We start from the raw sequence: 16,755 nt of genomic DNA, 5'->3' as shown, positions 1-16,755 counted from the left end.
TCGTCAAATACGCTGCGCCGCAGGATAACTTGTCAAAGTCGCGCGTGTCATCGGTCCGACATGGTTGGCCAAACGGACGCGTCGAGTTGGTTGTCATTCACCGCTTTTCGTCTCCATGTGGGTCGTATTCACCACATTGCAGGCGCATGGCGGCCTGGGATCTCAGCCGCGAATGTCATTCGGTACTGATGGTATTGACGGTTGAGGCTCTCTATCGATGCGTTCAGTGACCGCTGTAAACGTTTCCGCCGCCGGGATGCCTCCACGGACTCCGTTCGTTGGGCAGGTCATTGCTCCCTTGGTCGACACGGATGCGTCAAGGCGGTCCAAGCCCGTGACTTCAAGCGATAATTGATCGCCGTCGTAAACTCGTCCGACGCCTTCGGGTGTACCGGTGGTCACGATATCCCCAGGGACCAGGGTCATCACCGACGATGCGTACGCGATCAGACGCGGCAGGCTCCATATGAGCTCCGAGATGGCGGCGCGCTGGCGTAGTACCCCGTTGACCCACAAACGAAGCTGCATGTCCTCAATTTGTGGCGCCTCATCCCGGGAAACAATGGTAGGCCCGATTGGCGTAAATGTGTCGAACGACTTTCGCATCGACCGGTCCTCGCCTCCGCGCATCGTCATATCCAGAAGGCACGTGTAACCGAAAACATGATTTAACGCGTCGGCTTCGGGCACATGACGAGCGGTCCTGCCGATGACCGCCGCGAATTCCCCCTCCTGGTCGAAACGGCGATCTCCGTACGGCAGCTGTATTACACCGCGGTGTTCAACCAATGACGATGGGGCCTTCAGGAAGACCCCGAGTGCATCAATGCAGCAGTCGGCTTTCATCTCGGTTTGATGGTTACGGTAATTCACCGGCGCAGCAACCACTTTCGTGGGATCCGTGACCGGTGCGACGACCTGGACCGACGGACGGCGCATCACCGGGCAGTCGCCGATCAGGTCGTCGATGCTGACACCCTCGTGCAAGATGGTGATCAGTCGGCGCATTGGGCCGACCTCACCTTGAGGCAGGCGGCTTGTCACGTCGACGATCATCGTCGGATCGGCCGGATGGACTACCCCCGCATGCAATGAGCCGTCGGCTGCGCGGTATGTCAGATAACGCGTGGGGCCTCCTCAAACGTCACGCGACAAAGTACCGAACATCCGGACTCTTGTCGCCGACGATTCAATCCACGAGCACTGGGGCGCCGGCGAATTCGAGACGCGCCTTTTCGTAGTCGAAGGCGATCGGCTCACACGCGCCCGCAATCAATGCCGACAGGCGCGGTTCGCCGATCACATAGCTGAACTGGGAGTTGCGCATGAGAATGCGGGCCCGAAGCTGAGCAACGGACAGCTCCTCGAGGGTCTGCCATTCGTCCGGACTGGGCTCTTCGTCGTCCAGCCCGACGATGCCTTTCAACATGTGGCCGAATTCGTCCTCATAGACCTTGGCGCAGGCCGCAGCGATGAGGGCATTGGCGCGTCCATGAGGTCCGTTGGTCCGCGACACGAGCTTCATGCCCTCAGAGAAGAGCGTGCAGTAACCCCCTTCGGTGAAGCTTGTTGCGCGTGCGCCAAGTTTGGGATGACGCGCTTTGTGTGCAAGGCGCAGTTCCGCGAGTGCGCGATCCTCCGGCCAAACGATCCTGGCGCTTTTAGGATTGAGCTTGGGTTCGTCGGCGAGCCCTAACGCGTCATGGACATCGGCGAAGGCACAATAATGTGCAAATTCCGCGTGCAAGCCTTCGGCGAGATCGAGGACATCGTGCCGATCGAGCTCGATGTCCACCTTCGAGAACCCGGCCACCAGCGCCTCGGCGGGTCCCAGGACAATGCCTTTGTCGAGCGGCGCCAAACCCGAACCCCAAATTTCCTTCGAGCATTGGTACGCAAGCCACCGGCGGTCCGTTTCGCGGGTGCGCTTGTTCCAGTCCCAATATGTGCGGAACACCTCCGCCTCAGCCGCCCAATAGGGCGAGGCTGCATCGATTAGCCGCCGAAGGCGAGCGCTTACGGTCATGCTTCACCTCACAGGGACCCTCTACCAAGCTGCCAACTATGACAGCGGCATGCGGGCCATCGTTGGGTTATCTGCGCCAGTCAGGAGGTGATACATAGCGTATCATCGCCAGGATACAGAGCGTATCACAGAGCGGCACCTACACAATATGGGCGGATTTGATGACGGCTCAACGATTCCGCTCGGCCGACCCGAGCGTTGACAGGCTCTACCACCAACTGGCGGAATGGTCGCTCCAGCCACTGTGGGAACTCGACGGACTGCTCACCGCTCAACCGAGGGCTCGGGCGGTGCCCTACCGCTGGCCGGGTGCGGTGTTACACGAACTTGGCACTGGTACGCGGAACCTTGTTTCGATCGACAGCGCGGGCGACCGGCGAGTGCTGGTGTGCTGTAACCCCGGCCTTGAGGGCGCTCCGTATACCGTGTCGACGCTATCGGCGGCGCTGCAATACCTTGACGGGCATGAAGCCGCGCCACCGCATCGGCATACCCCCGCAGCGCTGCGGTTTGTCGTCGAAGGGGAAGGGGTGTGGACTTTGGTCGACGGCCAGCCGTTGTATATGAGTAGCGGAGACCTGATCCTGACGCCAAGTTGGGCGTTCCATGAACACTGCAATCCCACACCTGAGGCCATGATCTGGCTAGACGTATTGGATCTGCCGGTCGTGGCCGCACTCGATGCCGTATTCTTCGAACCGGGTCCGCCAAAACCGTTGCCGTCCACAGAAATTTGCGACCAAAAGTCGTTGCCTCGAGGCGGGGGGCGTATGGAATCCGCGACTGATCGCCGATCGTCCCGACTGGTCCATCCCTGGGCGGAGATCGACGCTCTTCTAAGCACGCAACTCAGCGTCAGGGGAGGCGGTCACGCCCGCGTTCGTTACGTCGATCCGATTGATGGCGGCGACGTTCTGCCTACGATGCGCTGCGAGATGCAACGCGTACTCGCCGGCCGCGCGACGGGAACCGAACGGCAAACAGGCGGCCGCGTGGCCTGCGTTCTCCATGGTGCTGGCAGCATTCGTGTCGGTGACGAAACCTTCGACATCGAGCGCGGCGACGTAGTTGCGATCCCCTCGTGGCAGGCGTGGTCGATCAGGGCGGACGTGGATCTCGACTTGTTTTCCACCAGCGATGCGCCGGTTCTAGAGGGCCTCGGGCTATACCGCTGCGAGACGGCGAACGGCGGCGTTGACGTGCTGCAAGCTGATCATCGTTGACCAATCCGGCCACATCCCGCTTAACAGAACGTGTCGCCAGGCCACCGCATCGCTCGGGAGTTCTTACCGCACAGCCGGGTTCGCGATGCTGGGGGGTATTTAGGCAACCTTGGCGGCCGCTGACTGTTAGCGCCGAAGGGGCAAATTGGCTCTAGCCCCATGACGATACACCATGTATCGTCATGTCCAGTCCGATACATAGTGTATCGCACCTGCGGTCGGTGGGTGCTCGCCTGCGCATCCAGGAAAGGACTGCCGAGAGGTGACGAATTGGCAGTCGCCATGCACTGACGTCGATGGCGTCAGCATCCAAGTGTGGCTGCCACGGTCACGTGCGAGTGCCAACGCGCTCGCGGCAGCGGTGGCGCGGCCATGAACCTTCTGCAGCGCGAACTGAAGAATTTCGCCGACCTGTGTCAAGCCGGAGAGGCAGTCGCGGCCCAGCGACAGCGACAAACCTTGGTTAGTTCGACATTCGCGGTGCCGGACGCGTCAGTGGCGGAACGAGTTCGTCACCTGCCCAATCAGACTGGACGGACGTTCGTGTGGGCATCGTCGTGGACTGGAGAACGTCGACTTGCGGTGGGCATGGCGCTGGACTTGATCGGCCAAGGGGTTAACCGGTTCGACCAGGTGTCTGCCTCCTGGACGGAATGCCGGGATGGTGCGCTCGTCGACGGCACCGGTCATCAGCCTTCTCTCGTAGGGGGATTCAGCTTTCTACCGAATTCGGGAAAGCGACTCGGTGGATTCCCGGACGCTTTGATGTGGCTGCCGACAGCCCAGCTGACCGAGAACGCAGGTTCGGTACCAACACTGACACTTAATGCGTGGATAGGGCCGCGCTCAGGCTACGCCGCAGCCGTAGAACGCGCCGCACGGGCCGCCCGCACCATCACGAGCGACTCGGTGGTCCGCCCCAACCGGCAATCCTGCGTGAGGTCGCTGCGGGAAATACCATCGCCGCTCGAATGGAAGCTATCGCTGCAGCGTGTACTCGACGCGATCGAAGCGGGCACACTAGACAAATTGGTGTTGGCGCGCCAATTGCAGGCCACCTTCGACGGACCATTTGCCGTTACACCGGTATTGGCTTCCATGGTGCGCCAACACGATGCCGGGGCGGTGTTTGGTGTCGAGCTGGATAATCGCTGGTTCATCGGCAGCAGCCCCGAATGCCTGGTCCAATTCGACGGCGAACGCGCTAATTCTCACGGACTTGCAGGATCAGCGCCCCGCGATTCCGACCCGACTCGTGATGCGCAACTTGCTCGCAGGTTGCAAGCCGACCGCAAGCTCGTCAGCGAGCACGTCATCGTCGCGGACTTTGTCCGGCGCACGTTGCAAAAGTTCTTTCGTGATGTCCGGACCATTGGCGATGAGCCGGTGCTGAAGCTCGCGGACATTCAGCATCGACAGACCACCATCAGCGCGACCGGACCGACTCAGGCGGTTGATCTGCTGCGCCTGGCCGAAATGCTGCATCCCACGCCAGCCGTTGGCGGCTTTCCACGCACACAAGCGTTGGAGTGGCTGGACACTCATGAGCTGTTCGACCGAGGTTGGTATGCCGCGCCTATCGGCTGGACGGGTGCCGACGGCGGCGGCGAGTTCGCGGTTGCCATCCGCTCCGCCACGATCATCGATGCAACTGCAACCCTGTATGCAGGCTGCGGGATCGTGAAAGGCTCCGATCCTGACGAGGAATACGCCGAGAGCTGCGCCAAGATGCAGACGATGCGCAGAGCACTCGGTATCGCTGACGGCATCTTGGTCGCCTCGTGAACTCGGCTACGTCTCTGTCAGTGGTTCTGGCCGACGAATTTGCCCGATGCGGCATCCGTGACATCGTTATCGCTCCGGGGGCACGTTCGGGACCGCTAGTGCAGGCACTCCATCAGCGGGCCATGCTGTCGGGCCAACGCCTGCATATGCACTTCGATGAACGGGCGGCCAGCTTCCTCGCGCTTGGAATGGCAAAAACAAGTCGACGGCCCGTCATCGTCGTTTGCACGTCCGGCACGGCAACCGCAAACCTACATCCAGCAGTAATGGAGGCGAGCCACTCCCATCTTCCGGTGATCGTAGTGACGGCCGACCGCCCCCCGGAAATGCGTGGCACCGGCGCGAGTCAGACAACGGATCAGGTCAAGCTCTACGGTTCAGCCGTACGGTTGTTTGCGGAGGTGGGTCCGATTTCTCCGGAGGAGAATGCGGCCCCTTCGCCAAACAACTATTGGAGATCATTGGTTTGCCGAATCGTTGCTTCGGCGGCACAGGGGCCGGTCCACCTCAACGTGGCGCTGCGCGAACCGCTCACCTTCGATCTTGCAGACGACCCACTTTCACGGTTTCCCGGCAGACCCGATGGCAAACCATGGGTCGCCATAACGCCGCCTCCCCGCTGCGCCGCCGCGCCGATCATCACCGAAATACCGGCGCGCTCAAAAGGACTCGTGATTGTCGGCGACGACGTAGATGACGGTGATGCAGCTGTCGCGTTCGCTGAGGCAGCCGGTTGGCCGCTACTGGCCGAACCGCAGAGTAACGCCCGCAGCGGGCCCAACGCCATCACCACCTACCCATATTTGTTGGGCCACGCAACCATGCGGCAGCGGCTCATGCCCGAGATCATCGTCAGCGTCGGTCGCCCAGGAATATCCCGCGAGATTCTCGGCCTAGTGCACGAGGTCGTCGAGCACATCGTCGTCGATTCTCACACCGATTGGGCCGATCCCACCCGCAGCGCGCACAAAGTCGTCCCCACGCTTCCGCTACCCGTAGGGCCGTCCGCGGACGCGTCCTGGCTACGGCAATGGCGCGCTGCCGATCAGTTGGCTCGCCGTGCGCTCGACGATTTTCTCGATGAGTCGGACCTCAGCGAACCGCGGCTCATCCGAGACGTGCTCAATCACATTCCCCAAAACGCGCTCTGTTTCATCGGATCGAGCATGCCGATCCGCGACGCCGAAATCACCATGCCGGCCGGTCGAGCTCTCCGCATCATCTGTAACCGCGGACTGGCCGGAATTGACGGGAACACCTCCACCGCCATCGGGGCGGCCCTGGCGCACCAGGCCACCGGCGGCGGAAAAGCGTACGCGATCATGGGCGACCTCACCTTCCTGCACGACACCACTGGTCTTATCAGTTGTGCACACAGCGCGCGGCCGGATCTCACCCTTATCGTCATCAACAACCAAGGCGGAGGCATCTTCTCGCTTGTTGGATATACCGCCGACGCCATCGGCTTCGAGGACCTGTTCGCATCACCTCACAGCGTTGACCTCGCCGGGCTAGCCGCCGCCACTGGTTGGGAACATCAAACGGCTTCCACCCCATCGCAGCTGATCGCCGGCATTAACGGTCACGGTCCACGCATCCTGGAAGTTCATACGGCCCGAGGCGTCAACGCCAAACTGCACCAACGCCTCAAACAGCACATCCACCAACACCTGGACGATGGGCCCGGTATTGGTGAGGGGACATTGCTGGACTTTCTCGCCGACGAAGGTGAGCGCCAATGCTTGCTCGAGTCCTGACATCCGCGGGCACCGAGGCATTCGAGACCGGAACCTCGATGGCGCTAGGAACCGTTGAGCGCCCGACTGCCGAATTTCAACATGAAGCTGCCCGCGAAGACGTCACCTCGTCGCGAGCTGCGGCAGTCCCGATGCAACCGCTGGGTTCTCCGTTCGACCAGACGTTTCCGATGCCGGCGGATCTGAGTGCTCGGCTGGACGATGCGTTGACGAGGCCGGCTGCGCAACAGCCGAATTGGACGGCCAATCAAGTGGGGCCAGTCCGAACACTGTTGGAGACCGTGCCGCCGGTGACTGTGCCCTCGGAGATTATGAGGTTGCAGGACATGCTGGGCCAGGTCGCGCGTGGTGAGGCGTTTTTGTTGCAAGGGGGCGACTGCGCAGAGACGTTCATCGCTAACACCGAGCCGCATATCAGGGCCAATGTTCGCGCATTGCTGCAGATGGCGGTGGTGCTGACGTATGGCGCCGGCGTGCGCGTGGTCAACGTGGGACGCATCGCGGGTCAGTACGCAAAGCCTCGGTCAGCTGACATCGACGCGTTGGGTTTGCCGTCCTACCGCGGTGACATGGTCAACGGCTTGACCGCGAATGCCGCAGCGCGTGAACATGATCCGTCGCGACTGGTGCGTGCTTACGCCAATTCCGCGGCTGCGATGAACTTGGTGCGCGCTCTGACGTCGGTGGGTTCGCTGCACCTGGTCAGCGATTGGATTAGGGAATTCATCCGGATTTCGCCAGCCCGAGCCCGTTATCAGGCGCTGGCCGCGGAGATCGATCGCATGCTGCGGTTTATGAGCGTTTGTGGGGTGGATGACCGAGGCCTGCATAACGCCGAGATCTTCGCCAGCCACGAGGCATTGGTGCTTGATTATGAGCGCGCCATGCTGCGGCTCTCCGAGAGCCGGCATGGTGAGCCGCAACTGTATGACCTCTCGGCGCATTACGTGTGGGTGGGGGATCGGACTCGGCAACTCGATGGCGCGCACATCGGATTCGTCGAGACGATCGCCAACCCGATCGGGGTCAAGCTTGGGCCGACGACAACCCCGGAACAAGCCGCCGAATACGTTGAGCGCCTCGACCCGCATAACAAGCCGGGCAGGTTGACGTTGGTCAGCCGATTGGGCCACAACAACGTGCGTGACATGCTGCCACCGATCATCGAGAAAGTGCAGACCACAGGTCATCAGGTGATCTGGCAATGCGATCCCATGCACGGCAATACCCACGTGTCATCCACCGGATACAAGACACGGCATTTCGACCGCATCGTTGATGAGGCGCGAGGCTTTTTCGAAGTGCACCGGGCGCTGGGCACCTACCCCGGTGGCCTCCATGTGGAGATCACCGGGGAGGATGTGACCGAGTGCCTCGGCGGCGCGCAAGAGATCTCCGACCCCGGGCTAGGCGGCCGCTATCAAACGGCATGTGACCCTCGACTGAACGCGCAACAGTCGCTAGAGCTTGCGTTCATCGTTGCCGAAATGCTACGCGGCTACAAAGAGCAACGAGAACCGCAAATCTCGTCGAGTACTTGCGAGACTGCGGACGCGTGCTTCATGATCCATTGATAAGAGCGTTGGTGTGCCGGATATCCGCGAGGTGATCGCGGTTCTGCAGCGCCGACCGGCTGGGCGCCGGGTGCGCGTCGTCAGACGACCACGCCATGCAGGCCGGGGCGATCAAGAGCTGTCAAGAACGGGCCTCGGTTGCGTTCGTGTTGACACTGGCGTTCGCTGTAGTGGTCTGGGCCAATTGGACCGTCGGCGCGGCGGGGCCCTCGGCACCCTCGAGGGGACGTGTCCGCCCGTGCGAAGTGGCGAAGCCAACCATCAACAGAGCCCCGCCAGCACCGAACAGCGCAATGCAGGCGGGCAGCAGCGTCGACTGAGACATCGCCGCGGAGAACGGCTCTCGCACAGCCGAGGGCAGTTGCACAATTACGCCGTCGGTCCGCTGCAGATGCCCCCCGCTCGGTAGGCCGACCGCGGTAGTAACCCGCGACGTCATGAACGCGGCTATACCGGCGCTGCCCAACACGGCACCAAGCTGACGGGTTGCGCTATATACCCCCCCACCCGCACCGGCTAGGTGTAGCGGCAGGTTCCGCCCTGCCGTAGCGGCGAGTGGTGACCAGATGAACGCGATCCCTACTCCAATCGCGATGAACGGCAACGTCAAACGCCAGATGGGCGTAGACGGGGTCATCTCGATGGAGAGCCACGTCAGTGCGATCGCAAGCACCGAGAAGCCGGAGCCGACCACCGGTCGAGGATGCGACCTGTCGACGATCTTGCCCACTATCGGCGCCAGCAGACCATTAGTGATCGCCATCGGCGCGGCCACTAGCGCCGAACGGGTCGGCGACAGCCCGCACACCGCCTGCGCGTAGAACATCAACGGCAGCACCATCGCCGTCGTTGCGAAGCTGACCAGTGCCACGCCGAGACTGGAAAGACTGAAGTTGCGATCGCGGAATATCTCGAGCGGGATCAGCGGCTCGTGGGCTTGGATCGATTGCCAGTAGATGAACGCAGCCACGAACCCGATGCCGGCAAGTATCAGTGCCCAGATCCACGGGCCCCAGCCGGCGGACTGACCTTCCTGCAGGGCGAAGACGATGAGGAAGATCCCCATCCCGGACAACGCGACACTCACAAGATCGAACCGTTGCTTGTGGGTCGGCAAAGCCGGGATCAGCCAGATCGCCAGCCCCAGGCCGACGATGCCGATGGGGACGTTGACAAAGAAGATCCATTCCCAGCCCAACGCGGCGACCAGTACACCGCCGGCCAACGGGCCGACCAACGTGGCGACGCCGGCGGTGGCACCCCATACACTCAGCGCCGCACCGCGACGCTCCGCCGGAAAAAGGCGAGTGGTCATCGAAAGGGTCTGCGGCGCAAGCATCGCTGCCCCGGTGCCCTGCGCAACACGGGCAGCGATCAGCATGCCGATACTGCCCGACAGGCCGCACCATAACGAGGCGGCGCTGAACACAGCCAGGCCGAGCAAGTAGAGGTTCTTGGGGCCGAATCGGTCGCCGAGCCGGCCAGCCACCAACAGCGGAACCGCGTACGCGAGCAGGTAGGCGCTGGTCACCCAGATCACCGTGGCGTATCCGATGCCGAGCTCGGCCATAATGCTGGGATTGGCGACCGCGACGATGTTGGCGTCAAGCAGGATCATGAAGAAGCCGATCATCATGGCCCAGAGCGCCTTCCAGGGATCAGCCGTGTTCGTGGGCTTCGCCGCGGTCGTAAGGCCTATGCTTCGCGGGGCTCGGTGCGGCACGCCCGCGTTGCCGCGTGGACGGCGGTCGTGGTCACCGCCGGTGCACCCGGCGCGGATGGCGCCATGGGTCAACTCCGGGGTGGGTACGCGTGGATCCGCGTCTGCGCTTGGCAGCGCCCGCAATCCCAATTGAGATGTGCTATACGGTTTTTCGCGCCGGTGGTTGATCTCGTGCGAGGTCCGCCTCGGCCCCCGCGATGTGTCAAGGCCGCGGTCCATCCACCCAGACTGGTAACCAGACATACCTCAGCAGTCCTTTGCTCGGTCGCGCCTTTGCGGCCGGATCTGCGTAACCCGATCTCGGGCGTATCACTGACGATACAACGTGTATCAACGGTTAGACAACCTGCGGCCCGTCAGCCGAGTCGAGCAATGGGCGCTCGACGCGGATAGCCGGGAATTTGATGTTTTCGCGAGCGCTGTTATGGCGATCGAGGTTGAAATTGGACCGGCAGTGTCTCCAAGTGGAACGTCGCGCGCGGCCACGCAATGCGAGGTGTGAACCCGGGTTTAATCCAGTAGTCCGGTATGCGCCGATGGAATTCCTCGACCACAAGCCGCAAATTCCGGCGCGCCAGATGGGATCCGAGACATCGATGAATACCTCCACCGAAACTCAGGTGGGTGCGGCCGGCCCGGTCTAGGTCGATCTCATCAGGAAAGTCGCCGCCAATATCACGGTTGGCGCAACCCATCATGACGATGCAGTAGGCATCGGCCGGAATTCTAACCCCGCACACATCGACTTCCTGGGTAGTACGACGTGGCATATAGGGAACAGGCGCCTCAATCCGGAGAACTTCCTCGACCAAGGGCACGACGGTGGCCCGATCGTCGATTACTTTGCGGCGCAGGTCAGGCTGCCGTGCAAGATAGTAGAACAGAAAGCCGATTGCGCCGCTGGTCGTGTCGATCGCGGCGAGTACGAAAGTAAAGCACAGACCCAGTAGCTCGGTGTCTGACCATCGGTCCTCGCCGGTGATCGCTAGGATTCTGCTCAACATGTCGTTGCCGAGCCGGCCGCGCTTTCGCTCGAGGTTGTCCTGCAGGTAGGCGAACATCGCCAGGCCAGCTTCTTTCTGTACGTCTGACGCCACGTCGTGAGCCTGTGACAAAACGGTTTCCCCCCAGCTGCGGAATTTGTCACGGTCCTCGACCGGCAGACCGAATAGCGTCAGCAACACTTGAGTAGGGAACAACTCCGCGAGGTCCTTGACAACATCGCATTCGCCCGAGCCCACGAAGTCGTCGATTAACGCAGCGGCTTGTGCGCGAAGGCTATCCTCCAACGCCGCGACGACTTTCGGTGAGAGAAGTGGGTCCAAGATCTTCCGGTAGCGGGCGTGATCGGGCGGGTCGGTCATGAGAGGCAGTAGCGGAACTGGGCTTCCGATTGCGAAAGCTCTTGCAGAGGAGAATATTTCGGGATTACGAAGCGCGAAGCGCACCGCCTCGAGGCTCGTTAGGTACCACGTCCCTGCCGCCTCATATACAGCTCCGGGCCGTCTCATGTAACGCCAACCTTCAGTCCGGTCCAGCGCCATCGGGGCGGAGTCCAGATAGTTGCTTTGCATTTCCCGTGTGGCGTCAGTCATCTGAATTTCGCACTCCATCAATGCCGGGTAGCTTTGGTCGATCTGCTGGGCGCCGCGCGTACGGCGGTGGCGATGTGCAGTAGCGCCAGCAGGCCTCCGGGGGGGTGCGGGTGCTGCCGCACCGAACCTTTCGGATTGCGCGCTTATGCACTGGCCCGGCCTACGCCCGCCCCGGAGACATAACAGCCATTCTCATTGGGGCTCTGATGGCGACACATCAGTAGCTGCTAGGTGACGTACCTATACGTTGCGGTCCCGCTCGCTGGTCGACGGGATTCGCCCTCCTCGTCGATCGGGCTTCACCAAGGTGGGCTAACGACCTCGCCACTCAATCATCGCCGCCACCTCCGGTCTCGGACCAATCGCCGAGGTGGGCAGTCCTGAGCCAGCCTTGCCTTCCGATGATACAAAGCGTATCGTCGCGCTGATACAGTAAGTATCAAGAATCGGAACCCGGAAACGTTGTGCGAACCGAAGCAAAAACGGACCCGCACGGTCAGGCGGCCGCTATGAGCGACAATGCCCACGGCGTCGTGGCCTCGACTCCGTAAGCAAACGGGGCTGGAGCAGTGGACTTTGGCGCGCTGCCACCGGAGATCAACTCCGCCAGAATGTATTCCGGTCCCGGATCAGGATCGATGCTGGCCGCCGCGGCTGCCTGGGATGGGCTGGCCGCCGAACTGTATTCGGCTGCCAACGATTACCGGTCGGTGATCTCGGGGGTGACTGCCGGACCATGGCTAGGCCCGGCGTCGGCATCAATGGCGGCCGCGTCCGCCTCCTATATTGCCTGGATGAACATCACCGCGGCTCTGGCCGCGCAAACGTCCGATCAGGCCCGGGCGGCGGCGGCCGCATATGAGTCGGCGTTTGCCGAAACGGTGCCCCCGCCGCTGATCGCGGGCAACCGCAGCCTGCTGATCTTCTTGATCGCCACGAACATTCTGGGACAGAACACCCCCGCGATCGCGGCAACCGAAGCGCAGTATGGCGAAATGTGGGCCCAGGATGCCGCGGCGATGTATGGATATGCTGGCTCATCATCCGTCGCGGCGACGCTGACGCCGTACGCCCCGCCGCAACCCACCACCAACCCGGTTGGCGTAGCTGCGCAGGGCGCGGCCGTCGCCCAGGCAACCGGAACCTCGGCCTCGACGCACACGCAAGCGACGTTGTCACTACTAACTTCCACCGTGCCTATGGCGCTTCAGCGGCTCGCTTCGCCCGGCTCGTCAGGATCGTCGACCTCGGCGTTGTCGTCATTGAGTTCATCGTTGAGCTCCATGACTCCCGCTATCACGGCGACAGCTGGCGTTGCGTTAACAACGGGCTCGGTGCTACAGGCTGCAAAGGCGTTGATGCCGGCTGCGAGTGCCGTCAGCCAAGGACTCGCGTCGCCTGGATTAGCTGTCGCGGGACTCGGTTCGGGGACGGGCACGCTCTGGTCGGCGGGCTCGGCGGGCTCGGCGGGCTTGGGCCGGGCGGCCTCAATCGGGGCGTTGTCGGTGCCCCAGACCTGGGCCACGACGACCGGTGCGGTAAGCCCCGCTGCAGCCCCGGCGGGTACCAGTCTCGGCGCTGTTCCGGAAGTTTCTGGGAGTGGGCCAGGAGGGTTACTGGGTGGGTTGCCCTTGACGGGCACGGCCGGGAGGGCCGCGACCGGAGTCGTGCCCGACGCACGGTTCCTCGAGCGCCCTCCCATGTTGCCCCCTTGGTCAACAGTCATATAGGAAGGGGCCGGGCTTCCGGGCGGTCGGTGGTTCGTCACGCGGGACAGATCAAAAACAGTCGGCTGGCCAATATTTCCGCCAGGTAGGGCAATCACCAGAGTCAACGGCACCGCACCGGCAAGTGTCGGGGGCCGCGAATGACACGCGACGGGCAGTAGTCAGCTGCGCCGGTCACTCTGAGTCGGGGAAATCGCTCGTACAGCGCCCGTAGCGCGATCTCACCCTCCAGTCGAGCCAGGGCCGCGCCGAGGCAATAATGCACACCAGTGGCGAAAGATAAGTGCTCCCGGGCGTTGGGTCTGCCGATGTCGAACTTGTTCGGTTCCGAGAACACCGCGGGGTCTCGGTTGGCCGCTGCCAGCAAGGTGACGACAGGGGTGCCGCGGGATAGCTCTCGGCCTGCCAGCACCGTTGTCTCTCCGGCCACCCGCACGCTGTATTGCGCCGGGGCCAGGAGCCGCAACACCTCTTCGACCACTTGATTCGCTGAATCGAGGTTTGCCGCGAAAGCGTCGCGCTGCTCTGGGTTATCCGACAGCGCTATGACTGCATTTCCGATGATGTTGGAGGTGGTGACGAAGCCACCGATCAGTAGCGCCTGGCATGTCGCCAGCAGGCCCACCTCGGTCAACCCGCCGTCGTCCACGGCAGTTGCCAGCCTGCCGATCAAATCGTCGCTCGGATGCCTTGCGCGCTCGGCGATGATGGAGGCGAAGTAATCGGTAAGTTCGGCAAGCAGGAGACGGGTCCTGCGGCGGTCACTTAGCCCACGCGCGCCATCGACCGTCGCGCCGAATTCGATACCCCAACGCGCGAATAGGCTGTGGTCTTTCGGGGATAGGCCTAGCAGCTCGCAGATGACTCTGCTGGGGACCTGGATGGCGAACTCATCGATCAAATCGACCGATTCGCCTCGATCCAGTTGGTCTAGCTGTCGGTCGATGACTTCCTCGATGAACGCGCGCCGGGCGCGCATGAGGTGGGGACTGAACCACGGCGCCACGATCTTGCGGAGCCGGGTGTGATCAGGCGGGTTCTCAGAGGCCAACGAGTCGTCGAGCGGATGTACCAGCATGCCGCTCCGTTGCCACGGCAATGGGGTCAGATTCAAGTGAACAGCCGACGTGGGTGCGGCGAGGAACCGTTCACTGCGCAGTACGTCCTTGCACACCGCGTGGGAAGCGGTCATGCAGAGCCCACTTCGGCCGCGAACCAGGTCACCTCGGGCGCGTATCTTCTCGTACCGCGGGTAGCCGTCGCCGCCGCGCGGCATGGCCAGCACCTGGGCGACGGGATCACCCAGTGCGGCCGAGATACCGAGACGCACTCGGCCACGATAGATTCGGCTAATGGTGTGTAACTCGCTAAACTTGAGCATCATCGAATCTCCTGCGCCGAGCGAAGTTTCGGCGCGTGCGTGATCCCTCGATCGAGTAGCTCATTGCGGATGCGTTCGCGCAGCACGAATTTCTTGATCTTGGTCGCCGACATCGGCCATTCGTGGACGAATCGAACGTAGCGAGGTACCCGATAGGTCGCAATATTGCCGAGACAGAAGTCGATGATCTCCGACTCGGTTGCTGTCGTTCCGGGTTTCAATTCGATGTAGGCCGCCGGCACTTCCACGTAGTACGCGTCCGGGGCGGCGACAACTTGAGCGACGTGCACTGCGGGGTGGCGCAGGAGGAAATTCTCCACCTCGGCTGCCGAGACGTTTTCGCCGCCGACTTTGAGCATGTCCTTGAGTCTGCTGACGTAGGTGACTCGGCCTTCGGCGTCCATGACAGCCACATCGCCGGTGTGGAACCAACCTTCGTCGTCGAAAGAACGGGCGGTGAGTTCCGGATCGTGGAGGTACCCGTCGAAGCAATTGGAACCGCGAAACAACAGCTCGCCTTCCGTGCCAGATGGGACATCACGCCCCGTGCGCGGGTCCACCACGCGGCACTCCATGCCTGGCAGTGGATGCCCACCAGTGGTTGTGCGTCGTTCCAGCGTGTCCGTCTGGCAATTCAATGCCAGGAAGCCGGTGGCTTCGGTCATGCCGAAACAGGACACCTGAATGGCATCGGGAAGCCTACTTGCCATGTGGCGCAAGTGTTCCGGCGCGCCGACCGCCATGACCAGCCGAAGCGATGACAGGTCTCTGTTGCCGAAATCGGGTTGGTTCAGCACCGGTAGCCAGATTGTCTCGAAACCAGGCAGCGCGACGGTGCAGCGCTGAGCTTCCAAGTGGTCAAGAGCGGCATCGGGGCGGAAGAAGCCAACATGGCAACAACAGCAGCCCGCATAGATGCAGGCTATTACGAACGCAATGCCACCAATATGGAACAGCGGCAGCGCGTTCCACACTCGGTCCAGCCCAGTGAGGAATAGTCGGGCGTCCACCGTGCCCGCTGCAAACCGGCTGAATGCCTCGTGACTGATCATCGCCCCTTTCGGGCTGGCGGAAGTGCCCGACGTGTAGATAACCATCGCGGTGTCCCGCACTCGGACCAAAACTTGGCGACAGCGGACGGATCGCGGCGTGACTCCTTGCGCCGCAGCGAGAAAGTCCTCCTCGCACAGGAAGTCTGGAGACGGCTCACTGATGCCGAGCAGCACGATCTGTTCGAGCGTGGGCACCTCGGTTGCGATCGCGGTCAGGGTGTGGGACCTAGATGGCTCGCTGAACAGCAGTCGCATCCGGGAGTGTGCGATCACCTCGGTGAGCTCGTAATCCTTGAATCTGGTGCTCAGCGGCACGGGCAGCGCGCCTACCTTCATTGCACCGAACATCACCCCAATGGTGTCGGGGCAATTTGGCAGCAGGATGCCGATGGTGTCGCCCGCCGTGACCTCCAGCGCCAGTAGTCCTCTGGCGACCGCATCTGCACGCGCTGCCAAGCCGGCGTAGGTCAGCGTCGCGTCCGGAAAAACGAGCGCGTCGCGATCCGGGTGTTCGTTTGCCCGCCTGTCCAGTAAGTCGGCGAGGGTAGTGACGTCGATCCACTGACATCCGGCAGCGCTGTTGTCGTTTTCCACCACTGCCCCCACACCTACAACGATGCTTCCTGGCTACGCTCGCCGAACGAAACATTAACACCGTCCACCACCACGAGCTAGAGCTCGGCGCGGACGAGTGATCGGAGCACGCAGCAGAAGCTCCGGCACGAAAAGTGTTCAGGCCCTTGCAAAGTCCCCTGACGCCGATCAAGCCTGCCATCTGGTCGCAGGGTTGGCACCCCCATACCTACGGGATCCCATCGTCTACCGATGTGTAGCGCCTACCTATTAATCGACGCTCGGGCTGTGCCTTTGTGAGGTTTATGCCTCGTCCAATAGGTGTCGGGTGGTCTGAAG

General features: G+C 62.2%; 9 protein-coding genes and 2 pseudogenes. 5 read left to right on the top strand and 6 right to left on the bottom strand.

The genetic code is table 11. The features are described from left to right. Positions 1-162 precede the first annotated feature (162 nt). Positions 163-1,056, bottom strand: a complete 894-nt coding sequence (locus tag A5736_RS19135) for a fumarylacetoacetate hydrolase family protein (protein ID WP_083667568.1) — start codon at positions 1,054-1,056, stop codon at positions 163-165. Between the two features lie 133 nt (positions 1,057-1,189). After that, entirely contained in the window at positions 1,190-2,026 is an 837-nt protein-coding gene (locus A5736_RS19130; protein ID WP_139333425.1) for a hypothetical protein, read from the bottom strand. Positions 2,027-2,187: 161 nt separating this feature from the next. On the opposite strand from A5736_RS19130, the gene A5736_RS19125 reads away from it, so the two are divergent. From A5736_RS19125 to A5736_RS19110, 4 genes and pseudogenes are all read left to right on the top strand, one after another. Then, positions 2,188-3,249: a cupin domain-containing protein gene (locus tag A5736_RS19125; RefSeq protein WP_076247995.1), complete on the top strand. Its 1,062-nt coding sequence runs from the start codon at positions 2,188-2,190 to the stop codon at positions 3,247-3,249. A 372-nt stretch (positions 3,250-3,621) separates the two neighbouring features. Further along, positions 3,622-5,034 (top strand): isochorismate synthase MenF, encoded by a 1,413-nt coding sequence (locus A5736_RS19120; RefSeq protein WP_139333424.1) that lies wholly within the window; start codon positions 3,622-3,624, stop codon positions 5,032-5,034. A 20-nt stretch (positions 5,035-5,054) separates the two neighbouring features. Further along, the gene (gene menD, locus A5736_RS19115; RefSeq protein ID WP_076247991.1) at positions 5,055-6,791 is read left to right on the top strand and encodes a 2-succinyl-5-enolpyruvyl-6-hydroxy-3-cyclohexene-1-carboxylic-acid synthase; all 1,737 of its coding nucleotides are present in this window, start codon (positions 5,055-5,057) and stop codon (positions 6,789-6,791) included. Positions 6,792-6,922: 131 nt separating this feature from the next. Further along, positions 6,923-8,287: pseudogene (locus A5736_RS19110) on the top strand (class II 3-deoxy-7-phosphoheptulonate synthase); the annotation flags it as partial. Positions 8,288-8,609: 322 nt separating this feature from the next. On the opposite strand, the pseudogene A5736_RS19105 reads toward A5736_RS19110, so the two are convergent. Both A5736_RS19105 and A5736_RS19100 read right to left on the bottom strand, forming a co-directional pair. Then, positions 8,610-10,028 (bottom strand): annotated as a pseudogene (locus tag A5736_RS19105) (DHA2 family efflux MFS transporter permease subunit); the annotation flags it as partial. A 482-nt stretch (positions 10,029-10,510) separates the two neighbouring features. Then, entirely contained in the window at positions 10,511-11,452 is a 942-nt protein-coding gene (locus A5736_RS19100; protein ID WP_175611334.1) for a cytochrome P450, read from the bottom strand. 800 nt (positions 11,453-12,252) lie between these two features. Between A5736_RS19100 and A5736_RS27275 the strand changes: the two genes are divergently transcribed. Further along, on the top strand, positions 12,253-13,413 hold the full coding sequence (locus A5736_RS27275) for a PPE family protein (RefSeq protein WP_076247990.1): 1,161 nt from the start codon (positions 12,253-12,255) through the stop codon (positions 13,411-13,413). A gap of 100 nt (positions 13,414-13,513) precedes the next feature. On the opposite strand, the gene A5736_RS19090 is transcribed toward A5736_RS27275, so the two are convergent. Beyond that, a complete protein-coding gene (locus A5736_RS19090; protein ID WP_175611333.1) occupies positions 13,514-14,740 on the bottom strand; it encodes a cytochrome P450 in 1,227 nt (408 codons plus the stop codon). A 50-nt stretch (positions 14,741-14,790) separates the two neighbouring features. Beyond that, complete coding sequence (locus tag A5736_RS19085; RefSeq protein ID WP_139333423.1) at positions 14,791-16,440, bottom strand: class I adenylate-forming enzyme family protein; 1,650 nt, start codon at positions 16,438-16,440, stop codon at positions 14,791-14,793. Positions 16,441-16,755 lie beyond the last annotated feature (315 nt).

Source organism: Mycobacterium sp. SP-6446 (assembly GCF_001954045.1).
Taxonomy (GTDB): domain Bacteria; phylum Actinomycetota; class Actinomycetes; order Mycobacteriales; family Mycobacteriaceae; genus Mycobacterium.
This window is presented reverse-complemented; position numbering and strand designations above follow the sequence as displayed.